The following is a 21367-nucleotide window of genomic DNA, read 5'->3' as shown; positions in this document are numbered from 1 at the left end:
ATGTGTCGCCGCTCGCCAATCGGCCGAGGCTTAGCTCAGCACGTTGTGTTTCTTGAACCAGGCCTGCATCTGATTCCAGGCATCCTCCGCCGCTTCCTTGCGGTAGCTCGCACGGTAATCGGCGTGGAAGCCGTGCGGCGCGCCCGGATAGATCTTGAACTCGGCGGTCTTGTGGTTTGCCGCCAGAGCCGCCTTCAGCGCCTCCACCTGGGAGACCGGAATCCCGGTATCGGCTTCGCCATAGAGCCCGAGCACCGGCGCCTTCATGTCGGCCGCGAGCTGGGTCGGGCTCTTCGGCCAGACCGGATTGGGCGGATCGACCGGCGGACCGTAAAAGGCAACCCCGGCCTTCAGCCCGCCGTTATGCGCGGCATATTCCCACACGGTCCGCCCACCCCTGCAGAAGCCGACAATGCCGAGCCGCGTGGTATCGCCGCCCTGCGAGTTCGCCCAAGCCACCGTCGCATCAAGGTCGGACAACAGCTCCGCGTCGGGCTTCGCGTTCACGATCGGCAGCAGCTCCTTGATATCGGTGATCTTGGTGAGATCGACGCCCTTGCGAAAATAGTAATCGGGCGCCACGGCGAACGCGCCGAGCTTGGCCAGACGCCGTGTTACGTCCTTGATGTATTCGTGCAGGCCGAAAATCTCCATCGCAACCAGGATCACCGGCGGGTTGCTCACGCCAGCGGGGCGCGCGAAATAGCCGGGCATTTCGCCGTCGCCGACCTTGATTTTGGTCTCGCCCGCCTGCATGCCATTGGTGTCGGTCCTGATGACGTCGGCCCGCACGGGCCCGGTGGCGAGCGTATACCCGGCGGCCACAGCGGCGGTGGCGGTCATGAAGCCACGGCGCGAGAACGGTGCGGGCTTGGTCAGTCCGATCACGTCGGACGTCGTGGCGGTCTTGGCAGTCATCGGTTTGTCCCTCAAGCCTACATGATCCGGAAAGGCGGGTGCCGGTTTTCCGGAAGGACCATGCGCGATCAAAACTGAGGAGCGCGATCAATCCCCTCGCGCTCAGACAGCGCATTCACGAGTAATTGAGACCGAAACGCAAATCACCAGCCTGCGAGGCTGGCGAACAAAAAACTCGAACGGACGGGAATAAAGGCGCGGCCCCGGCAAAAATAAACAAGGCCGCCGGCGCAGTATGCCGCCGACGACCTTGCCAGCCCCGGAAATTGAAATCGGCTCACGCCTTCCGGTAATCGGATCATGCCCCGGATTACCCCGGGAAAGTGTGACCTGGTTCACAATGGGTGCAAAAAATTGCACCCAAGCGCGGCCCGGCGCCTCAGCTCCGGGGCTTGGCGGCTGCGGTCCTCACGGAATGGACCCGGCGCGAGGCCCTGTGGCGGGGCGTCGGCGGGTTAGACGGCTCGGAAGCGGTTTGTGCGCTCGCAAAGGACTGGCGAAGGCTGTCCACCGCCTCGCTCAGGCCGGCGACCTGGTCGGAGAGGCGCTTGGCATCGGCCTGTTGGGCGGCGAGTTGCTTGCGGACCTGCTGGAGCTGATCCTGGACAACCTGCAACTGGTCGATCGATTCCTGCTGCGTAACCTCGAGCCCATTGGTTTTCTCGACCAACTGCTGCGAAACCTGCGCGGCGTGGGCCTGCTGCAACTGCCGGGCGGCCATGACGCGGTCGGTTTCGGGGGAGGTCCCGGCGTAAGCGCGCCAGAGCGCCATCGCCGCGGCGCCGGCCAGGATGACGATCAGCGTTACAGCCGCGAGCGCGATCGGCTGCGCGCCAATCCGTGTGACGTTTGGGCTTGTGTCTTCGCGTGCGAGTTCAATCATGAGATGCAAGCCCCCATTGAACTGAACGTTGCCGACTATGTCGCGCCAGCGGTGGTTCTCACGTCAAGCCAAGCGATTCGAGAGCGTTTCCCGGCGCAAATTAAGCTTTCGGCAAGGAATCCGACAAAACCGAGGCTGGGCCGTCACGGCAGCCGGCAATAGCGGGCCTTTCACGGTATTTTGTTACCAAAAACGCCGGCCTAGGCGAACGGGCGGAAAGGGAGGAGCACGAGCGAAGTAATCGGTCAGGCTGGCCGAAATCCTGCAGTCAAGTGACAGTTCCCGATATTTTGTTACTATCCTCCTGCTGGGTTGTTCCACTGGGTATCGGAAGGATTAACCTATGAGTAGCAGCGAGCAGGTTCACAGAGTCACTCCCTTAGACTTGGCTAAACTTGAATCCGACGTCACGGCAGGACTTCCAGGGCAGACGTCACTGCCATCGGTCCGCGCGCCGTCCGTTCAAACTGACTCCATGCCGGACTATGTCGAGCACCAAGACGGCGTTCCGCGCGTCGGCGCGCTCAGTGCGGAGGCCGTGGTACGCGACTATGAGGCCGCCGCGAAGGAAATCGAGGCGATGGGCGCCGAGCTGATCAGCGCGGCGCAGAAGTGCGAGGCGATGACTGCCGAGGTGCATAATGCCATCGCCTATATGCGCGAGACGGCAGCGGCTTATCGGGAAGAAGCCAAGAAGATCTTCAAGCGCATCGAGGATTGCACGATCTTCACTGAGGATGTCCGCAAGACCTGCGAGACGGTGAAACGTCGAATTGAAAGCAACAGCGATAGCTAAAGCGGGTTCAGCGAAACCTTCTTCGCAGGGGCAGCCGTTGGATTTGCAGGTTGTTGCGCCGCAATGCGTGCGGTCGGGTGTGAAGGGGCCGGGTTGGCGATCGCTGAACGCCAGCCGGGCGAGCGTATTTTTCTTTCGTCTTTTCGTTTCTTGGCATTTCAGTCATTTTGAGCATGATCCGGTTCTCCAAAAATATCATGCCCAAACAAAAATCTTGGAGCGCGATGATGATTCAACCTGATCTCACCGCGCTCTAGTCGCGAAAACTATCATTTCGTCTTAACTGGCCGGGCCAAGGGGCTCTTGCTTTGTAGGGTTTCAGCCGGCGGCTCGCAGCGCCACAAAGGGGTGCGGCCAGCTGTTGGGGGACAGCTGGCCGCGCGCGAACCGGTCTGGGACGGGGAGGGGTGGGGATGTGACCGGGTCGCGTAACTCCTAAGCCTTGTGGATCTCAGCGCCCGTCCCGGGCGCTGGCGGTCGCGACCGCCGGACGGCCATCGCCGAGCGAAACCCAAACGTTCGGATCGCTCTGCGACTGACGCTTGACGAAGCGGTAGCCGGTCTCGGTCCAGGCCACGACGTTCTCGTTCTGATTGTCGAGAATGAACTCGCCCTTGTCGGTCTTCACCGTCAGCACCGCGTGACCTTCGCCTTTCTTGTCGCGCACGACCGTGATGAGTAGCGCTTGGCGCGGCCAGCCGGCGTCGATCAGCATCTTGCGCTTGAGCAGCACATAATCCTCGCAATCACCGTAGCCGTCGGTCGGGAGCGACCATTTCTCGATCACGCCCCAATGCTCCATGTCGGTCATCGGCTTGACGGTCTCGTTGACCCAGCGGTTGACCTTCAGCAGATCGCGCCAGGCCGCCTGCGACAACACGATGTCGCGCGGCTCGCTCTGGCCGCTCTGGCATTCGCCCGGATTCTCCGCGCAGAACTCGACCCAACCAATCGGTGCGCGCGTCGTGTCACCCAGGCTCGCGTAGAGCACGCGCTCGTCGCCCGCATGAGCTTTCGCGCCGATGGAGAGCAGGACGGCGATCAACGCCAGTCCCTTTGCCTGTCCCCTGAAGTCCATTGTGGCCCCCGTTTTCTTGTTGGGACCACGTTTCGCACAAAGGTTTTGCGGTGCCGCTAAGTCAGCGGAGTACAATTGAGATGAATGAAAGTAAAAACTGCCGAAAAATCGATATAGACTTGAGCATTATTCGAATAAAATTTGAAACGATCGCAATTGTATAAAATTTTATCTATTAAGCTCTCAAGTGCGGTCGTTACAGCCTTTTTCTCCGTTTCTGCGGGGGCGTTAACCGACTGCGAGCGAGGGAGATCCGCCGGGGGGAGCATGCGGTGGGAGAGCGGCGCGTGCGCGCCGCGGCAAGTCCGGACGATTTGCGGGAGGCGGTGCTTTACCGCGCGGTAACGTTCTCTTCGAGAGTTTCCGCCATCTGCTGATGGACAAACTCGATGGCAAAGCCATCCTCCAGGTTGCGCACCGCGCGGGCCTGGACGCGGCCGAGCATCACCAGTGAGCGCAGCGGCGGACGGGTCTCCGCGGCAATCGCGGCGCCCGACAGCGACATGTCGATGATGCGGCAGGTCATCTTGCTGCCGTCCTCGAGCGTGAGCACCGCGATCGGGTTGCGCGGGATGATGCGATCGTGCCTGCGATCCTCCGGCAGATTGAGAATGTCGCGATTGGCGAGCCAGGTGAGCTGTGCCGCAAGCTTGTCGCGCTTGCGGGCGGTTGCCGCGATCGTCATCGCAAAACCATTGTCGATGATGCGGGTGATCTTGCCCTCGACCCGGCCGATATGGTCGAGATAGGCGATGACGCGGTCGCCGACATTGCCGATCCCGGGCGCGAGCAATGCAAGCCCGCCGGGGGACATATTGATGATCTGGCACGGAAATTCACGGCGATCCGGCAGCATGTAGCGGCCGAGCAGATGCACCTTGACGCGCTGAAAGCGCCGACGCTCTTCCGTTGCGGGAAGAATGGATTTCTTGTTCGCCAACGCCATCGTTGCACCCGACCACCGGCGGCCCGGTGTTGAAAGACCCTAAGTCCGACAGGGTTAATGGGTGGTTAGCGGTGGTTGCGTGAGATGTGGGCGTCGCCCAAACCTTGCGATCGGCGACTTCAGCCGGGAGCCACGCGGGGGGAGCGCGCGAATTTCTGGGAGCTGACCGGCTTGCCGAACAGAAAACCCTGCACTTGATCAAAGCCCAATTCGTGGGCGGCACGGAAATCGGCGCGTGTCTCGATGCCCTTGGCCACGACGCGTGCGCCATAATTCCGGGCGAGATCGATGATGCCTCGGCACACCACCTGCTTGAGCCGGTCCTCGGCGCAACCGGTGACGAATTGGCGGTCAACCTTCAATTCGACAAACGGGAAGATCGCAAGCCGCCTCAATTCCGGCCATTCGGCGCCGACATCGTCGACCGAGATGGCGAGATTGCGAAACCGGAGCTGCTGGGCGATATCCACCACCAGATCGCCGTTGCGGATGATGTCATCGCAATTGATTTCAACCAGCAGGCCGCCGAATGCCGGATGGCTCGGCAGCTTCCGGCAAAGATCAAGCACCGCGGGACCGTCCTTCAGAAAGGCCAGCGGAAGGTTGATCGAGATTTCGACCGGACCGCGCTCCTGCACGAACGTATGCCAGTCTTCCACGGCGCGGCTGACCACGAACTCGGAAAACCCGCGGAAGCTCGGATCCCTGCTGTCCGGGATGAAGTCCGCGGGCGAAACGACACCCCACGCGGGGTGACGGATGCGGACAAGCGCTTCTGCGCCGCTCGGCTGCAACGAGTGGACGTCGATCTTGTGCTGATACCACAATTCAAGCCAGCCAAGCTTGAGCGCTTCGGCGACGTCGACCACGGGGCTGGGCGCGGCTCCCGGAGAAAGAAATCCCGCAACGCGCCCGCGCAGCACCTCGACACTGAAAGGCGTGGGCAGCATCGGCAGCATGGCAAGGCCGAGCTCATTGCAGAGCTGCCGGACGGCCTGGACCAGAACCGAATGAGCCGGGCCGATGGCAAGCACCGAGCCCACGAACTCGGCATCGGCGAGAACGCGTAAAATTTGGCTGATCTCGACGCCGTCACCGCCAGAGATTCCGAGCACCACGAGATCCGGCGCCGTCTCCATGATGCTGGCCGGCTCGGCGGGGCAGGGGCTGGCAATGAATCCGAGTTCGCCAAGCGTCTCCAGCAGGAAAGCCTGGTTATGCTTCTTGCTGTCGACGACGGTGGCGCGCGGCACGACCCTGCGGCGCCCAAATGTTGAACGCTTCGTTACTTTCGCTTCCGGCGTTGTGTCTCCGATCATCCCGGAACCCAACATCAGGGGGGATTTTGACGTTTCCGCGACGAACGCTCGCCGCGTGCAATTGATGCGAATGCCGCCCGAGAAAGTTATGGTAATCAAATGAGAAAGGCCGGGAGCGCCAGCCGGCGGCGAACAGTGGGCGCGTGTGTTCCAGTCTAAATGCAATCGGCAAGATATTAAAGAGATTCGTATGCTTGCATCGCAACGTGAGCTGTTCGAGATACCGCGCCACATCTGCTACTTGAATGCGGCGTCCTACAGCCCGCTACCGTTGCGGACCCGAGAAGCCGGCCGCGCCGCTGTCGGGCGCAAGGCGACACCATGGACACTCGATGCAAGCTTCGCGGGCGAGCAGTATGAGCGCGCGCGCAGGGCCGCGGCGCGCCTGATCAGTGCCGATGCGGCCGACATCGCGCTCATTCCCTCGGTCAGCTATGGCGTTGCGACGGCCGCAAAGATCGTCACGATCGCGCGCGGCTCGCGCGTGGTCGTTTTGGAGAACGATCACTCCTCGCCGGTGCTCGAATGGCGCGTGCGTGCGGAAGCGCAGGGTTTCACCGTCGAGACGGTGAACCGGCCCGACGACGGCGATTGGACATCCGCTATCCTTGCGATCGTCGAACGCCCGGGTGGGCCGCCGGTCGGACTCGCCTCGATTTCCTCGGTGCACTGGTCGGACGGCGGACTGATCGATGTTCAAGCGATACGCGCTGCGCTCAAGCGGCAGGGCGCGATGCTCCTTGTCGATGCGACGCAGAGCGCCGGCGTGCTGGCGATGGACGTGCAGCGCCTGGATCCGGATTTCGTGATCTTTCCGACCTACAAGTGGCTGCTCGGGCCCTATGGTCGCGCCTTCATCTACATCGCCAAGCGGCATCAGGGCGGCGTTCCGCTCGAGCAGACATCCTACGGCCGCCGCGATGTGCGCGCCGAGAACGCGGTCTATTTCGCCGATCTGCGCTATGTGCCGGACGCGCGCCGCTTCGACATGGGAGAGCGCGACCACTTCATCTCGATGGAGATGGCCTCGATCGGCATGGAGATGATGGCCGACTGGGGACAGGGCGCGGTGGTGCAGCGGCTGTCGATGTTGACCGATCGTATCGCGCAGGACATCCGCGGTTTGGGCCTGTCCGCGCCGGACCGCACTTTGCGGGCGCCGCATATTCTGAGCCTCGGTTTCAAGGGCAGCATGCCGACGGGGCTGATCGAGGGGCTGGCAAGCGAGGGCATCTACGTCGCGGCGCGCCTTGGTCGCATGCGCATTGCACCGCATGTCTATAACGACGAAGTCGATGCCGATCGCTTCGTCGCAGCGCTGACGCGGCGGTTGAAGGACTAGCGCAGTCCCTCGTACACCATGAAGCCGCGGGCGATCGCGAGCTTGCGGATCGCGCGCGGAATGATCTTTTCCGGCTGATGCAGATAGCGGTGCGAGACCAGTTCGAGCGCGCCGAGCATGCCGGGATTGCTTTCGAACGGAGCAAGCAGGCCGGTCATGCTGATGGGGGCGTGTGCGCGCGCGTTGAACGGCAGCAGCAACAGTTCGAGATGCGTCCGCGTGCCGTCGGTGGCGGTCGCGGTGAGGCCTGCGATGCTCGGCAGCATTTCCTCGGCAACGACGGTTGCGATGTCCTCGATCTCGCGGCGGCTTTCGCGCGTAAACAACGCGGCGAAGCTCTCGTCCTTGAGGTCGCGGCCGAACAGCGCGCACACCCGGGTGCCGGCGACGCGAAACGGATAGCCGGCATCGAGATCACAGGAGAGGACGAAGATGTCGCCGAGCAGGCCGCGCACGGCGTTCGGCTCGATGTCGCTGCGGTCGGGGGCGCGCGCGCTTCCGCGTTTGCCGTCCCAATAAGCGAAGAACTCGCGGCTGGACGGATGCTTCATGACGCATACTCCCCGGTGCTGCGATCGGGACAGTTCTGTCCCGTTCTCGCGCACTTACTTTCCCTTAACCATTAGTGCAGGAGGGGTCGTGCAGCGTCCATGCCGCCGGCGGCTTTCGCGCCGTTTTCCCGAGGGCTTTACGTCGTTAAGGTTAAATTAACGATGTGCTTGGCGCACGCTGGGTGGCTGGTAAGGTGATGGTGCTTTCGCCGTCGGCCGCTTGCTCCAGGTTGCCGGCCGCGGGCAGTGCGGAAGCGCAGTCACACGGGCGACGTCAAACGGATTGGGTCAGCGCGCGGAGGGGTGCGGATGTTGCCCCGGACCCGCGTGAAAATAACCAACCACGTGAGGGAGGATGTTCTCAGCATCCTCCCTTTTTCGTTTTCGAAAAAGCGTTTGTCAGGAAAGTGTCTTGCGGCGAACTCTTCACTTGAAGAGCTGAATGATCACGATGCTCATCGCAAGCAGCAGCACCAGGGATAGTGTCACCGCCGCCGTCACCTTGCCGCCGACGTTGGAGAGAACGCGGACATCGACGCCGAGCCCCAGCGCCGCCATCGAGACGACCGTGAGCAGCGCCGCCGTCCGCGTCACCGGTTCCACGACCACGTCCGGCACGATCTGCAGCGAGCGCAACGCGGCGAGCACGAGAAAGCCGATGATGAACCACGGCACCAGCTTGAAAGGGCCTACCGGCTTTCCGCCGGCCTTGGCTGCTCCGACGCCGAGCCTGCGCGAGGCGATCAGCGAAAGCCCGACCACGACAGGTCCGAGCATCAGCACGCGAACCAGCTTCACCAGCGTCCCGATCTGCGTGCTGACCACGCCCGCGGGGACGGTGGCGGCGAGCACCTGGGGCACCGCGTAGACGGTGAGCCCCGCGAGAATCCCGTATTGGGTCGCCGAGAGCTTGAGCAGCGGAATGAGCAGCGGCAGTCCCAATACCATGAGCACGCCGAGCACGGCGGTAAAGGAGATGGAGGAGGCGATGTCGTCCCCGTCGGCGCCGATCACGGGCGCCACGGCGGCGATCGCCGAATTACCGCAAATCGAATTGCCGCAGGCGATCAGGATCGAGAGCTTCGTCGGCAGGCCGAGCGCGCGGGCAACGCCGAAGCTCACGCCGAGCGCGACGATCACGGTGCCGATGATGGCGGCCAGCAGCAGCGAGCCCGAGGCGGCGATCGCGGCAAAGCTGATGGAAGCCCCGAGCAGCGTCACGGCGATTTCGAGGAGCTGCTTGGCGCTGAAGGCAATGCCGATCTGCCAGCGCTCGGGTGGGCGCCAGAACGAGCGCACCGCCATGCCGAGCAGGATCGCGATCACCAGCGCCTCGACATAAGGGTGCCCGAAAAGCCGCTCCTCCAGCCGCTGGATCGCCAAGGACGTTACGGTAATCAACAGACAGAGCGCGACGCCGGGCAGCGCAGCGCCGAGGCGCCGGAACGCGGAGCCCAGGCGGCCTTCCTCGGAATCCTTCTTCGCAATTGTCTTGTCGAGCGGCACAAACCCTCGCTTCAGAACAAACTGTGCGCTGAGTGAGGGCCGGAGGGTAATATATTTTCAGATTGCCGCGATAGAAAGAAATTGCATCTCGCAGCGTTTATCAGCCACGCAAATGAGCATGGGCCGCGACCGGCTCCCTTACGCCGGGGGCCAGTCCGATCACAGTGACGCGAGCAGGCTTTGTGCGAAGGCGACGGCGCGATCGAAGCCGTTGAAGACGCCCGGTTCGAAGTAGATCGCACGCGCCGCCACGATGACGATCACCAGCGCCCAGAACAGGCCGGCGCCGGTTCGCGTCAACCAGCGCGACCCGCGCGCCGTTGTCCGCGTATCGGCGATTGCCACCGGCTCGCCAAAGGGATCGAATTGGGGGTCCTGCATCATCGTTCGCGCGCGATTTTCCGCTGCAAATGTCGTGAATTGGCCGTTTGAAAGCAATGGCAGCGAAATCTGTTTTGCGGCGTGCGTGCGCATGTAATTTTCTCCGGCGGGGCAGCTCGGTGGGATTTTTGATTTTTGGGTCTCCTCGGTGCCCTTGCGCAGCGGGGACAAAGCCGCCTATCTGGCCATCATCGCCTGGTGACGCTCATTTTGAGGTCTAAAATCCCCTTGGAAGCCCCTCTCGACCCCCCGCAGGACGCCTCGTCGGAACTGCAGCAACATCGCCCGCGCGAGCCGATCCTGACGCTGCCGCCGGCGCTGACTGCCTACATTCTCGTGCTCGCCGCGATCCATTTGCGCGTGCTGCTGCCGGTCGAATGGGAGGACTGGACCATCGATGTCTTCGGATTCATTCCGAAGCGCTACGATTCGACGCTGATCGACTTGACCTTTCCCGGCGGGGCCGGGGCCAAGGTCTGGACCTTCGTCACCTACTCTCTGCTGCATGCCAATCTCACCCATCTTGGCTTCAACGTGCTGTGGCTCTTGCCGTTCGGCAGCGCGCTGGCGCGCCGCTTCGGCGCGTTCCGCTTTTTCCTGTTCATGGCGGTGACCGCCGCCGCGGGCGCGCTCGCGCATCTCATCACCCATGAGCACGCGGTGGCGCCGATGATCGGCGCCTCTGCGTCGGTCTCGGGCGCCATGGCCGCTGCGATCCGCTTTGCTTTCGTGCGAGGCAGCTTTCTCTCGTTGAACCGCGGCGATGCGGAGGCTGCCGCCAAGGTACCGGCGCTGTCGCTGTCGCGGTCCTTGCGCAATGGGCGCGTGCTCGCCTTTCTCCTGGTGTGGTTCGGGGTCAACCTCATCTTCGGTATCGGCTCGCTGGCGATCGGCGCCGACGGCACCAGCGTCGCCTGGCAGGCGCATATCGGCGGTTTCTTTGCCGGGCTCGTGTCGTTCTCGCTGTTCGATCCTGTGCCGCGCACAAATCCCGATGCTGCAGGTGCGGCGTACTAGCTTGCGGCATCAGGCGATTTCCTCCATCATCGATGGCTCAACTCATGCGGCCTGAGGGCCGCGCGCCCGCGGGAAAGCGGCGCTCGATGAAGAAGCGTGCCTGCAAGCAAGCGCCTGCAACGAAATTGGCGCCCGACTGTTGTTTGAAACTCGCAAAAAGACCGCGCCAGCTTTTTAGGAGCGCGATCGCTTCAGGGAGACGACAATGACGGTACGTGCAATCCTCGACACCAAAGGCCACCAAATCGTAAGTGTCCCGCTGGAGGCCAAGCTCTTCGAGGCGATCAAGCTCCTCGGAGAGCGCAAGATCGGTGCCGTCTTGGTCATGAGCGAGGGCCGCATCGAAGGCATTCTGTCCGAGCGCGACATCGTGCGCGTGCTGGGCGAGCGGGGAGCCGCCGTGCTGGAGGAGCCGGTGAGCGCGGTCATGACGCGCAAGGTCGTGAGTTGCCGGCCGAACGATACGGTCGCGGCCATCATGGAAATGATGACGCTCGGCAAGTTCCGCCATTTGCCGGTGCTCGAGGGCGAGCGGATCGTCGGTCTGATCTCGATCGGCGACGTCGTCAAATGGCGCGTCCAGGAATACGAGACCGAGCAGGAAGCGCTGCGGACATACATCAAGACGGCGTAGGGCGCTGTCGGTTTACCTCCCCGCGCTGGCTGGGAGAGGTCGGATCGCATTGTAACTGCGATGCGGGCGAGGGGACTCGCCACGAACCGCGCTCGCGGAGGCAGCCCCCTTCATCCCAACCTTCCCAGCGCGAGCTTTGCTCGTCACGCCCACAACGCGGGGAGAAGGAGCAGAGCCGCGCGTGTGGCTGGCGGCTCGGCTGACCTCACTCCGCTTTCGGCGCCAGCGCCGGGATCGCTTCGTGGATCGAATCCAGCGCGCGCTCGGCGGCACGCGCGCCGAAGTCGATCAGGTCGGCGGCGCGATGGAAATCGAACCAGCCGATCTGGCCGACCCGCGGCGTGATCAGCAGATCCGGCGGATCGCCAGCAAGGCGCGCGCGGGTGATGCGGTCCTGCATGATGTTGAAGGCATCGACCATGATGGAGGAGATGCCGGGTCGGCCGGCGCTGCCGAAAAATTCGCGCTTGACCGTGCGCTCCGGCGAGAAGAAGCGGCCGATGCCGCGCTTGGGCGGCACGGTGGAATCTATCACGGTCTCCGGCACTTCGGCCGGTGCGCCGTGCGAATAGATCGTGGTCGAGTGCGTGAACACGTCGCTGGAGAGGTTGGCGGCAATGACAATCTCCGCGCCGAGCGCGCGCGCCGCCGACACCGGGACCGGATTGACCAGCGCGCCGTCGACCAGCCAGCGGTCGCCGATCAGGACCGGCGCGAAGATGCCCGGCAGGGCGTAAGATGCGCGCATGCCGTCGACGACTCGGCCATGGGTCAGCCAGATCTCATGACCGGTGCGCACTTCGGTGGCGACGCTGGCGAATTTCACCGGCAGGTCTTCGATCAGCGTATTGCCCATGGAAGCTTCGAGCTTTGCCGCAAGCTTCTCGCCGCCGATCAGGCCTGAGCCGTTGAGGCGAATGTCGAGATAGCCGAGAATGTTTCGCACCTGCAGGCCGCGGGCCCACTCCTCCAGCGTGTCGAGGTGGCCGGCCGCGTAGGCGCCGCCGACCACCGCGCCGATCGAGGTGCCGACCACGATGTTCGGGACGATGCCGTGGGCGAGCAGGGTCCGCAGAACGCCGATATGAGCAAATCCTCGCGCTGCGCCTCCGCCGAGCGCAAGCCCGATGACGGGGCGCCGAATGGTGCCGAGCCCCACCTTTTCGATGCCGTTCCCTTCGTCTCGTCCGCGTCTGATCAGGCCGTCCAACACCGAAAGCTCTCCCGGAGGCCTCCCGCCAAGCGAGGAGGCCTCTCACCAGGCTACGCGCGGCAATTGCCTCTTGCCAGAATCTGTCAGAAGCATGGTTTATGCCGTTAGCGAGGTCGGTAGGCGGGATTTGTGACTGGATCGAGACAACATTTCTGGTTCCGATGGGTTCCGTTGTCCCACCCTTGGTTCAGCTTCCGGCTTGAATTTGCCGTGTTTCCGGTAAAAGGCTGCTTCATGATACGGGGGAGCGACGGTTTCATCGATGTCCGGCGCAGCAGTCGGCTGCTGCCGCGCTTGATGCTGACCATCGCCCTGGCTGCGCTGGCGTTTGCGCCCGCAAGAGCCCAGTGGTTCAGCGACCGCCCTCCACCGGTCCCGCCGGGCGCGGTACCGGATCCAGGCCCCGCCGTCAGCCTCGCACCCTCCGGCGGGCCTGCGGCGGGCCCGAGTCTGCCGCCGGTGCTGACGCAACCCTCACTGACGCAGCCGGCGCTTAATCAGCCGTCGAGTACCTCGGTCCCGCCGACCGCGGCTCCAAGCGTGGCGCCGGGGCAAGGCGTGCTGTCGCTCTCGGCGCGCTATGGCAAGGATCTGCCGGTCATCAATGCCGGGCTGGTCTGGCGGGTGTTTGCGGATCGGCCCGACGAAACCGGCACGTTCAAGATGATCCGCGAAGACCGCGCGGCCACGCCGAGCATCGTGCTGCCGCAGGGCAACTACGTCGTGCACGTCGCGCTGGGGCTGGTCACCGCTATCCGGACCGTCTCGCTAAAGGCCGAAACCGATCGCGAGGCGTTCGTGCTTCCGGCCGGCGGCTTGCGACTGGAGGGCCGGGTTGGCAGCAGCAAGATTCCGCAGAACCAGATATCCTTTGCGATCTACAAAGGCAGCCAGTTCGAAGTCGGCGAGCGCGCGCCGTTAGTGCCCAACGTGGCAGCCGGCGACGTCGTGCTGCTTCCCGAGGGCACTTACTACATCGTCTCCAATTATGGCGACGCCAACTCCGTGGTGCGCTCCGACATCCGCGTGCAGGCCGGCAAGCTGACGGACGTCACCGTCAGTCATCGCGCCGCCGTCATCACCCTGAAACTCGTCACCGACAAGGGCGGCGAGGCGCTGGCCAATACTGCCTGGTCGGTGATTACGCCGGGCGGCGACGTCATCAAGGAATCGATCGGCGCCTTTCCAAAAGTGGTGCTGTCGGAGGGCGAATACCGCGCCATCGCCAAGAATGAAGGCAAGGTCTATGAGCGGCCGTTCAACGTGGTCAATGGCGTCGACGGCGAGGTCGAGGTGATCGCGCGTTAGCGTAGAAGTGAGTAGAGATTCGCGCTAAGGCTGAGCGAAATTGCGGAGCATGTGCAACCAGTTGGTGGGCCGCTGTCATAATCCCTAACGCGCACTAACCATTGGATGACTTAAAACTGTCATAATGACCTATCGTGCGCGCGCGTCGTTCATTTTTTACATCCCATTAAGCCGGTCCGCATTGGATGCGCGGGGCAGAAGCCGGGTGCGCGGGGAATCTCATGGGCGTCGCCAAAAAGCAGTCCGCAAAACTAACGACAGACATGTTCGAAGACGTGCCGGTGCTGCGGCGCAAGTGGCAGGCGGCGCTCAAGCCCGGCGAAAGACTTCCCCGTTACGAGGACGTGATGCTGGGCAGCCTCGGACGGCTCGCCGACCACATGGTACTGCTGAATGGCGATAATGACGCGTTCGCGGTATCGCGCACCGGCCGCTATGCCCAGAAATGGCTCGGCGACGAGCGCTGGGACATTCCGATGCACGTGCTGCCGCCGGATTGCGCGACTGTCCTTACTGAAGCGGCATCCAACGCGGTGAAGAACAGCCGCCCCTATCAGGCCGTCGCTCATTGCGTGCGCGACGGCATGGTGCGGACCTATGACGTCTTGGCGCTGCCGACGTTCTCGCGCTGGGGCGGCACGCTGGTCGGCACCTATGTCAACGAGCGCGGGGCGCAATACAATCTCCTGGACGCGATCTTTTCCACCACCGAAGACGGCGTGATCTCGGTTTCGACCATTCGCGACGCGAGCGGCGCTCCATCCGACTTCCAGATCGTGCACCACAATGAGGGGGCGGCGAAACTGCTCAAGGTCCCCGCGCAAGGCCTGCAGTGGCGGCGCTTGAGCGAGGGTGGGCATCTGCTCTGTTCGGAATTGGTGGTCGCGCGACTGCGTGAGGCGGTCGCGAAAGGGGTGCGCGACCAGTTCGAGATCGACAGCGACGAGCGCAGTCTGCGACTGGGGGTAACCGCTTTCGGCGATATCCTGTCGCTGACGATTTCCGATGTCACGCCGTTGAAGCGGCGCGAAGCCTCATTCCGGCTGCTGTTCGACAGCAATCCGATGCCGATGTGGGTGTTCGATCCGGAGACGACGGGATTTTTGAAGGTCAATGACGCGGCCGTGCAGCATTATGGCTACAGCCGCGAAAAATTCCTGAGCATGAAGATCCGGGAGATGTGGCCGCAGGATGAATGGGTGAGCCACAGCCAGGCATTGCGGCATCTCGGCGAGCACTATCAGTCCGGACGGCATTGGCGGCATCTGCGGGCCGACGGCAGTGAGATTTGCGTGCTCACCTTCGGGCGCCGCCTCTCATTCGAGGGACGCAACGCCTATCTCGTCGCTGTCGTCGACATTACCGAACGGCTCAAGGCCGAGGCGCGCATCGCCTATATGGCCCACCATGACGGCCTGACCAATCTGGCCAATCGCGAGCTTTACCAGGAGCGCCTGCAGCAGGCGCTGGAGGGCGGCAATGCGGACGGCAAGCGCGTCGCGGTGCTCTGCGTCGATCTCGACCTGTTCAAGAACGTCAACGATTCCTACGGCCATCCCATGGGCGATCGCCTGCTGAGGCAGGTCGCCGACCGCTTGCAGTCGCATGTCCATGGCAACAACCTTGCCGCGCGGCTCGGGGGCGACGAATTCGCGGTGATTCTCACCTCCATCGCTTCGCCGAACGAGACCAGCGACTTTGCCGGGCGCCTGATCCATGTTCTCAGTCAGCCCTATGAGATCGACGGCAACGAAGTGGTGATCGGTGCCTCCATCGGGATCGCGCTCTCGCCCGGAGATGGCATGAGCGGCGAGGAACTGTTGCGCAACGCAGACATGGCACTTTATCGGGCGAAGCAAGACGGCCGCGGCGTGCATCGCTTCTTCGAGCCGGAAATGGACCGCCAGGCGCAGAAGCGCCGGGACATGGAGCTCGATCTGCGGCACGCCTTTGCCAATGGCGAGTTCGAGCTGCATTACCAGCCGCTGGTCGACATCGCGAGCGGCCGCATCTCCGGCTTCGAGTCGCTATTGCGCTGGCGCCATCCGGAGAAAGGCATGATCTCGCCGGCGGAATTCGTTCCGATCGCGGAAGACATCGGATTGATCACGTCGATCGGCGAGTGGGTACTGCGCGAAGCCTGCAACGAGGCGGTGAAATGGCCCGACCAGGTCAAGGTCGCGGTCAATCTGTCGCCGGTGCAATTCCGCAGCCGCAACCTGGTCCAGGTGGTGATTTCGGCGCTGGCGAATTCCGGCCTGTCGCCGAAGCGGCTCGAGCTCGAGATCACCGAGTCGGTGTTCCTGGCCGAGACCGAGGCCAATCTCGCGATCCTGCATCAGCTTCGCGAGCTCGGCGTCAGCATTTCGATGGACGATTTCGGTACCGGCTATTCGTCGTTGAGTTATTTGCGCAGCTTCCCGTTCGACAAGATCAAGATCGATCGCTCCTTTGTGAAAGACTTGGCAAAGCGCAGCGACTGCCTCGCCATCGTGCGCGCGATCTCAGGACTGGGCCGCAGCCTCAATATCACCACCACGGCGGAAGGAGTGGAGACCGTCGATCAGCTCGACTGGCTCCGCGCGGAGGGCTGCAACGAGGTGCAGGGCTTTCTGTTCAGCGGGGCCAAGCCGGCCGCCGAAGTCGAGCAGTTATTGTTCCGCTTCGGCGCGCGATCATCGAAGGCGGCGTGAGAACTTTCCGTTCGCATAGCTCGTCACTCTGTTACGGTGAAGCCGCGACGTACTGGATACCCCGCCTTCGCGGACCATGACGGCGGGATGTCGTTTAGGAAATGCTTGGTATGCACCGGCCTTCGCCGGGGCGACAAAGAGCTAGAACCGCGTCACGATCTCCGACAGCGCCGGCCGCGGGCGCTCCTCGTTCGGCTTGCTTGGCTTGCCGATATGAATAAAGCCCGCGATCTTTTCGTCCGGCTTCAATCCGAGACCATCGAGCACGTCGCGGTCGAAGGCGAACCAGCCCGTCAGCCAGCAGGCGCCGTAGCCGAGCGCAGTAGCCGCGGTCACGATGTTCATCGCGCTGGCGCCGGCCGACAGTTCCTGCTCGAACGGAGGCACCTTCGGATGCGGCTTGGTAAAGCTGACCACCGCGATCACCAGCGGCGCGTCCGTCAGGCGCTTTTTCTCGATCTCAATCTCGGCCGCGCTCGCCTGCGGGTTCTTCCTGGCGAACACCTTTGCGATCACTTCACCCGCGCGCTCGCGCGCTTCACCCTCGAAGATGATGAAGCGCCAGGGCGCGAGCTTGCCGTGATCCGGCACCCGCGCGCCGATGGTCAGGATGGTCTCGATCTCGGCGGGCGAGGGGCCGGGGCCGGTCATCTCGCGCGGCTTGACCGAACGGCGGGCTTTCAGAAGTTCAATGGCGTCGGGCACGATGTTTCTTTCTTCGGACATGACAATCGCCGGAGAGATAGGCGTGCGCTCCCGCGAGCGGAAGCGCAGTTTAGAGCGATTATGATCGCTTCATTCGGCCGCCGCGCGTAGTTGCCCCCGCCGCACGTCCGGCGGAATCGCTTCCTCCACCAGCGCGGCGATCGCCTCTTCCGTCGGCATCACCCTCTGCCCATCGCTGCCCAGCCGGCGCACCGAGACCGAATGCGTCTCGGCCTCTTTCTTGCCGACCACGAGGAGCGCGGGGATCTTCGCCAGCGAATGCTCGCGGACCTTGTAGTTGATCTTCTCGTTGCGCAGATCGATGTCGACCCGCAGGCCCGAACGCCGCGCCGCTTCCATCACCTGCTTGGCGTATTCGTCGCCTTCGGAGGTAATGGTGGTGACCACCGCCTGGATGGGCGCCAGCCAAAGCGGGAAATTGCCGGCGTAATGCTCGATCAGGATGCCGATGAAGCGCTCCATCGAGCCGCAGATCGCGCGATGCACCATGACGGGCGCTTTCTTCGATCCATCATGGTCGATGTAGAACGCGCCGAACCGCTCCGGCAGGTTGAAGTCGACCTGCGTGGTGCCGCACTGCCAGTCGCGGCCGATGGCATCGCGCAGCACATATTCGAATTTCGGCCCGTAGAAGGCGCCTTCGCCCGGATTGATCTCGGTCTTGATGTTGTTGCGCTGGGCAGCGATCTCCGACAGCACAGTCGCCATGACGCGCTCGGCGTGGTCCCACATCGCGTCCGTGCCGACGCGCTTCTCCGGCCGGGTCGAAAGCTTCACGGTCAGCTCGCCCTCGAAGCCGAAATCGGCATAGGTCGAGAGGATCAGATCGTTGATCTTCAGACACTCGTCGGCGAGCTGGTCCTCGGTGCAGAAGATATGCGCATCGTCCTGGGTGAAGCCGCGCACGCGCATCAAGCCGTGCATGGCGCCGGACGGCTCATAGCGATGAACCACGCCAAATTCCGCAAGCCGCAACGGCAGGTCGCGGTAGCTCTTCAAGCCGTGCTTGAAGATCTGCACATGGCCCGGGCAGTTCATCGGCTTCAGCGCGAACCAACGCTTGTCCTCAGCCTCGTCGCCGGCTGATTGCGCCGCGAACATGTTTTCGCGGTACCAGTCCCAATGGCCGGAGGTCTCCCACAGCGACTTGTCCAGGATCTGCGGGGCGTTGACCTCGTTGTAGTCGCCCGCGAGGCGCCGCCGCATGTAGGCGATCAACTGCTGGAAGATGGTCCAGCCCTTCGGGTGCCAGAACACGACGCCCGGACCTTCCTCCTGGAAGTGGAAGAGGTCGAGCTCGCGGCCGAGCTTGCGATGGTCGCGCTTCTCGGCTTCCTCGGTCTGCTTCAGGTAGGCGTCGAGCTCCTCCTGCTTGGCGAAAGCGGTGCCGTAGATGCGGGTCAGCATCGGGTTGTTGGAATCACCGCGCCAATAGGCGCCAGCGACCTTCATCAGCCTGAAGGCATTGCCGATCTTTCCCGTCGAGGTCATATGCGGACCGCGGCAGAGATCGAACCAGTCGCCCTGGAAATAAATCTTGATCGGCTCATCGCCAGGAATGGCGTCGACCAGCTCGACCTTGAAGGCCTCGCCCTTGTCGCGGAACACCTGCTTTGCCTTTTCGCGATCCCAAACCTCTTTGGTAAAGGGCTTGTCGCGGGCGATGATCTCGCGCATCTTCTTCTCGATCGCGGCGAAATCCTCCGGCGTAAACGGCTCGTTGCGGAAGAAGTCGTAATAGAAGCCGTTCTCGATCACCGGGCCGATCGTCACCTGGGTGCCCGGCCACAGCGATTGCACGGCTTCCGCGAGCACATGGGCGCAGTCATGCCGGATCAATTCCAGCGCGCGCGGCTCCTCACGGGACACGAATTCGATTCTCGCGTCCTGCGTGATCGGATCGTTGAGATCGGCGAGATCGCCATTGAGCGCCATCGCGACCGTGCGTTTGGCAAGAGAGGGCGAGATACCCTTGGCGATGTCCAGGCCGGTGGTGTCTTTCGGAAATTTGCGTTTGGCGCCGTCGGGGAAGGTGAGGGTGATCTCCTCAGGCGGCTGCACGGGCTTGAGATTGGAGAGGCTGTATTGGAACCCGGATTCGGATTTGTGCTCGGGTGGCTTTTGTTCGGACGGCTTTTGCTCGGACATGGGTGCTCCTTGAGCTCACTCCTGCGAACGAGCGCAGGTAAGCGGGAAAGTGCCGATATAGCAGGCGATTCGGGTGTTGCAATCGGGCTTCGCGCGCCTCGTCCCTCAAACAATGCATTTGTCGCATGAGAAGGTTTCATGCAAATGCATTGAACTATCTGCTATGAGGAATGCGTGACTCGCCGCTTCGCTCCCACCTCCTTGATGCTCGGAAATATCCTCACCGGCTGCTCGGTCCTGGCGCCGGCGGGGATGCTTGCCGAATTGGCCGATGGCCTCGACATCAGCATCCGCACCGCAGGCCTGCTCATCACTTTCGGCGCGGCGGTGCTGTGCATCGGCTCGCCGCTGACGGCCTGGCTGACCAGCCGGATCGAGCGGCGAACGCTGCTGGCAACGACGCTTGCTGTGATGGCCTGCGCCAATCTCGCCTCTGCGCTTGCGCCTGGTTATGCCAGCCTGCTCGCCATTCGCATGGTGATGCTGGCGATCGGCGCGCTTTATACCCCTCAGGCGGCGGGCACCACTGCGCTGATCGTGCCGGCCGAAAAACGCGGCAGCGCCATCGCCTATGTCTTTCTCGGCTGGTCGCTTGCCGCTGCCGCAGGCCTGCCGCTCATCACATTCATCGCCAGCCACTATGGCTGGCGATCCGCCTATGGTGCGGTCGGTGCGTTCGGCATTCTCTGTTTTCTATTGGTCGCATGGCGCCTGCCGCGAGCCCTGAAGGGCGTGCCGGTGGACTTAAAGACCTGGGCCGCGCTCGCGCGCAACCGGACCGTCGTTCTGTTGCTGCTGATCACGACACTGCAGATGTCGGGGCAGTTTGTGGTGTTCACCTTCATGGGTCCGCTGCTGTCGAAGCTGGCCCATGTCGGGTCCGACGCGGTGGGCTTGGTCTTTGCGCTCTACGGGATTGCCGGCTTTGTCGGGGTCGTTATCGCGACGCGGATCGTGGATAGTTGGGGCCCGTACAACACCTCTGTGCTGGCGACGACATGTGTGTTGATGGGAATAGCCGGATGGGCGGTCTGTGCCGGCAATTATCCTTCGATGGCGGTCTCGGTTGCGATTTGGGGGCTTGGATTTGCCTCGAGCAATTCCATGCAGCAGGTGAGGCTTGTGGCCGCCGCGCCGCCACTCGCCTCGGCTTCGGTGTCGCTCAACACCTCGGTGCTGTATATCGGGCAGGCGATGGGCTCGGCCATCGGCGGGGTGCTTTATGGACGCGATCTGCTCCAGGGCATCGGCTTCGTCGCCATGAGCTTTCTGGCCGTGGCGCTGACCCTGGTGATCCTGAGCCGGCCGAAGCGGGCCGTTTGGCCGGCAACCTAGCCCGGCCCGTTCCCCAGGCTTTTGTGGCCCAAATCCCGCCTTTGGAACTTGGCAAAGGGAACCGGACAGGATTAAAGCGCAAGCCGCAACCGGGTGCGCCGGTCCGTCGCCGGCGCCCGCCCTTTCCAATACCAATGAGAGTTATGTGACATGAGAGTAGCTTTGGTGTTCGTCGCGGTTCTTTGTTCGGCCCCCGCCTTTGCCCAATCAGCTCCGCCCCCGATGGTCGGCGACAAGCCGCTGGTGCAGGTCAAGCCGCGCAGCGCCGCGCCGACAAAGCCTCAATCGATGGCCGTCCGCCTGCAGTCCTGTCTCGATATCGACGACGGCACCAAGGAGCGGCTGAACTGCTACGACGCGGTGATCAAGCCCGAGCCGAAGGAGAAGGCGGCGACGGCGAAGCGCGTCACCGACTGCAAGTTCACCAAGGAGGAAGACGAGCGGCTGGCCTGCTTCAACGGCTTTGTCGAAAGCATGCCCAAGCTGCCGAAGTCCTGATCGCCGCTCGGCGTCGGCTACGAGGCAACGCGCGGCCGTTATAGCGCGTTGCCGTCCGGGCGACGTGCGGGCCGC

Annotated in this window: 20 protein-coding genes; 9 read left to right on the top strand and 11 right to left on the bottom strand. The window is 63.1% G+C overall.

Annotated features, from left to right (window positions below):
- Positions 1-30: 30 nt before the first annotated feature.
- Both F758_RS0126205 and F758_RS52055 read right to left on the bottom strand, forming a co-directional pair.
- Positions 31-918, bottom strand: coding sequence for a dienelactone hydrolase family protein (locus F758_RS0126205; protein ID WP_024510659.1), 888 nt, complete (start codon positions 916-918; stop codon positions 31-33).
- Positions 919-1297: 379 nt separating this feature from the next.
- Positions 1298-1801 (bottom strand): hypothetical protein, encoded by a 504-nt coding sequence (locus tag F758_RS52055; RefSeq protein ID WP_024510658.1) that lies wholly within the window; start codon positions 1799-1801, stop codon positions 1298-1300.
- Positions 1802-2144: 343 nt separating this feature from the next.
- Between F758_RS52055 and F758_RS0126195 the strand changes: the two genes are divergently transcribed.
- A complete protein-coding gene (locus F758_RS0126195; protein ID WP_024510657.1) occupies positions 2145-2597 on the top strand; it encodes a cell division regulator GpsB in 453 nt (150 codons plus the stop codon).
- The gene (locus F758_RS49840) at positions 2575-2838 is read left to right on the top strand and encodes a hypothetical protein (RefSeq protein WP_157450162.1); all 264 of its coding nucleotides are present in this window, start codon (positions 2575-2577) and stop codon (positions 2836-2838) included. Before F758_RS0126195 ends, F758_RS49840 begins: the two co-directional genes overlap by 23 nt.
- Before the next feature lie 210 nt (positions 2839-3048).
- Here F758_RS49840 and F758_RS0126185 read toward each other — a convergent pair whose 3' ends face one another.
- From F758_RS0126185 to F758_RS0126175, 3 genes are all read right to left on the bottom strand, one after another.
- Positions 3049-3675, bottom strand: a complete 627-nt coding sequence (locus F758_RS0126185) for a transglutaminase-like cysteine peptidase (protein ID WP_024510656.1) — start codon at positions 3673-3675, stop codon at positions 3049-3051.
- Between the two features lie 331 nt (positions 3676-4006).
- Positions 4007-4621 (bottom strand): PilZ domain-containing protein, encoded by a 615-nt coding sequence (locus F758_RS0126180; protein WP_024510655.1) that lies wholly within the window; start codon positions 4619-4621, stop codon positions 4007-4009.
- A 119-nt stretch (positions 4622-4740) separates the two neighbouring features.
- On the bottom strand, positions 4741-5874 hold the full coding sequence (locus F758_RS0126175) for an EAL domain-containing response regulator (protein ID WP_349543326.1): 1134 nt from the start codon (positions 5872-5874) through the stop codon (positions 4741-4743).
- Between the two features lie 256 nt (positions 5875-6130).
- Between F758_RS0126175 and F758_RS0126170 the strand changes: the two genes are divergently transcribed.
- Positions 6131-7282 carry an aminotransferase class V-fold PLP-dependent enzyme gene (locus F758_RS0126170; RefSeq protein ID WP_024510653.1) on the top strand — a complete coding sequence of 384 codons (1152 nt, stop codon included), beginning with the start codon at positions 6131-6133 and terminating at the stop codon, positions 7280-7282.
- On the opposite strand, the gene F758_RS0126165 is transcribed toward F758_RS0126170, so the two are convergent.
- From F758_RS0126165 to F758_RS0126155, 3 genes are all read right to left on the bottom strand, one after another.
- A complete protein-coding gene (locus F758_RS0126165) occupies positions 7279-7833 on the bottom strand; it encodes a PAS domain-containing protein (RefSeq protein ID WP_024510652.1) in 555 nt (184 codons plus the stop codon). The two genes, F758_RS0126170 and F758_RS0126165, sit on opposite strands and share 4 nt — an antisense overlap.
- Positions 7834-8259: 426 nt before the next feature.
- Positions 8260-9321, bottom strand: a complete 1062-nt coding sequence (locus F758_RS0126160; RefSeq protein WP_035723120.1) for a YeiH family protein — start codon at positions 9319-9321, stop codon at positions 8260-8262.
- 177 nt (positions 9322-9498) lie between these two features.
- Positions 9499-9813, bottom strand: coding sequence for a hypothetical protein (locus F758_RS0126155; RefSeq protein WP_245286596.1), 315 nt, complete (start codon positions 9811-9813; stop codon positions 9499-9501).
- 135 nt (positions 9814-9948) lie between these two features.
- On the opposite strand from F758_RS0126155, the gene F758_RS0126150 reads away from it, so the two are divergent.
- Positions 9949-10737 (top strand): rhomboid family intramembrane serine protease, encoded by a 789-nt coding sequence (locus F758_RS0126150; protein ID WP_024510649.1) that lies wholly within the window; start codon positions 9949-9951, stop codon positions 10735-10737.
- Positions 10738-10942: 205 nt separating this feature from the next.
- Positions 10943-11371, top strand: coding sequence for a CBS domain-containing protein (locus tag F758_RS0126145; RefSeq protein ID WP_024510648.1), 429 nt, complete (start codon positions 10943-10945; stop codon positions 11369-11371).
- A 205-nt stretch (positions 11372-11576) separates the two neighbouring features.
- On the opposite strand, the gene F758_RS0126140 is transcribed toward F758_RS0126145, so the two are convergent.
- Complete coding sequence (locus F758_RS0126140; protein ID WP_024510647.1) at positions 11577-12584, bottom strand: patatin-like phospholipase family protein; 1008 nt, start codon at positions 12582-12584, stop codon at positions 11577-11579.
- A 234-nt stretch (positions 12585-12818) separates the two neighbouring features.
- On the opposite strand from F758_RS0126140, the gene F758_RS0126135 reads away from it, so the two are divergent.
- Together F758_RS0126135 and F758_RS0126130 are read left to right on the top strand one after the other, a co-directional pair.
- Positions 12819-13892 (top strand): RgsD C-terminal domain-containing protein, encoded by a 1074-nt coding sequence (locus F758_RS0126135; RefSeq protein ID WP_024510646.1) that lies wholly within the window; start codon positions 12819-12821, stop codon positions 13890-13892.
- Between the two features lie 221 nt (positions 13893-14113).
- Complete coding sequence (locus F758_RS0126130; RefSeq protein ID WP_024510645.1) at positions 14114-16585, top strand: putative bifunctional diguanylate cyclase/phosphodiesterase; 2472 nt, start codon at positions 14114-14116, stop codon at positions 16583-16585.
- A 141-nt stretch (positions 16586-16726) separates the two neighbouring features.
- On the opposite strand, the gene F758_RS0126125 is transcribed toward F758_RS0126130, so the two are convergent.
- Both F758_RS0126125 and thrS read right to left on the bottom strand, forming a co-directional pair.
- Complete coding sequence (locus F758_RS0126125) at positions 16727-17290, bottom strand: nitroreductase family protein (protein WP_024510644.1); 564 nt, start codon at positions 17288-17290, stop codon at positions 16727-16729.
- Positions 17291-17380: 90 nt separating this feature from the next.
- On the bottom strand, positions 17381-19459 hold the full coding sequence (thrS, locus tag F758_RS0126120; protein ID WP_024510643.1) for a threonine--tRNA ligase: 2079 nt from the start codon (positions 19457-19459) through the stop codon (positions 17381-17383).
- A 204-nt stretch (positions 19460-19663) separates the two neighbouring features.
- Between thrS and F758_RS0126115 the strand changes: the two genes are divergently transcribed.
- Together F758_RS0126115 and F758_RS0126110 are read left to right on the top strand one after the other, a co-directional pair.
- Entirely contained in the window at positions 19664-20794 is a 1131-nt protein-coding gene (locus F758_RS0126115; protein ID WP_024510642.1) for an MFS transporter, read from the top strand.
- Positions 20795-20944: 150 nt separating this feature from the next.
- Entirely contained in the window at positions 20945-21292 is a 348-nt protein-coding gene (locus tag F758_RS0126110) for a hypothetical protein (RefSeq protein WP_024510641.1), read from the top strand.
- Positions 21293-21367: the final 75 nt, after the last annotated feature.

This window comes from Bradyrhizobium sp. ARR65, from assembly GCF_000472385.1.
Classification (GTDB): domain Bacteria; phylum Pseudomonadota; class Alphaproteobacteria; order Rhizobiales; family Xanthobacteraceae; genus Bradyrhizobium.
Note: the sequence above shows the minus strand (reverse complement) of the source record. Positions and strands in the feature narration are given on the sequence as shown.

Excerpts from the sequence above, each read along its gene's own strand:
- F758_RS0126165 (WP_024510652.1), bottom strand. The coding sequence starts at position 7,833 with ATGAAGCATCCGTCCAGCCGCGAGTTCTTCGCTTATTGGGACGGCAAA.
- F758_RS0126180 (WP_024510655.1), bottom strand. The coding sequence starts at position 4,621 with ATGGCGTTGGCGAACAAGAAATCCATTCTTCCCGCAACGGAAGAGCGT.
- F758_RS0126155 (WP_245286596.1), bottom strand. The coding sequence starts at position 9,813 with ATGCGCACGCACGCCGCAAAACAGATTTCGCTGCCATTGCTTTCAAAC.
- F758_RS0126115 (WP_024510642.1), top strand. The coding sequence starts at position 19,664 with ATGCTCGGAAATATCCTCACCGGCTGCTCGGTCCTGGCGCCGGCGGGG.
- F758_RS0126205 (WP_024510659.1), bottom strand. The coding sequence starts at position 918 with ATGACTGCCAAGACCGCCACGACGTCCGACGTGATCGGACTGACCAAG.
- F758_RS0126185 (WP_024510656.1), bottom strand. The coding sequence starts at position 3,675 with ATGGACTTCAGGGGACAGGCAAAGGGACTGGCGTTGATCGCCGTCCTG.
- F758_RS52055 (WP_024510658.1), bottom strand. The coding sequence starts at position 1,801 with ATGATTGAACTCGCACGCGAAGACACAAGCCCAAACGTCACACGGATT.
- F758_RS0126135 (WP_024510646.1), top strand. The coding sequence starts at position 12,819 with ATGATACGGGGGAGCGACGGTTTCATCGATGTCCGGCGCAGCAGTCGG.
- F758_RS0126195 (WP_024510657.1), top strand. The coding sequence starts at position 2,145 with ATGAGTAGCAGCGAGCAGGTTCACAGAGTCACTCCCTTAGACTTGGCT.
- F758_RS0126110 (WP_024510641.1), top strand. The coding sequence starts at position 20,945 with ATGAGAGTAGCTTTGGTGTTCGTCGCGGTTCTTTGTTCGGCCCCCGCC.
- thrS (WP_024510643.1), bottom strand. The coding sequence starts at position 19,459 with ATGTCCGAGCAAAAGCCGTCCGAACAAAAGCCACCCGAGCACAAATCC.
- F758_RS0126170 (WP_024510653.1), top strand. The coding sequence starts at position 6,131 with ATGCTTGCATCGCAACGTGAGCTGTTCGAGATACCGCGCCACATCTGC.
- F758_RS0126130 (WP_024510645.1), top strand. The coding sequence starts at position 14,114 with ATGGGCGTCGCCAAAAAGCAGTCCGCAAAACTAACGACAGACATGTTC.
- F758_RS0126145 (WP_024510648.1), top strand. The coding sequence starts at position 10,943 with ATGACGGTACGTGCAATCCTCGACACCAAAGGCCACCAAATCGTAAGT.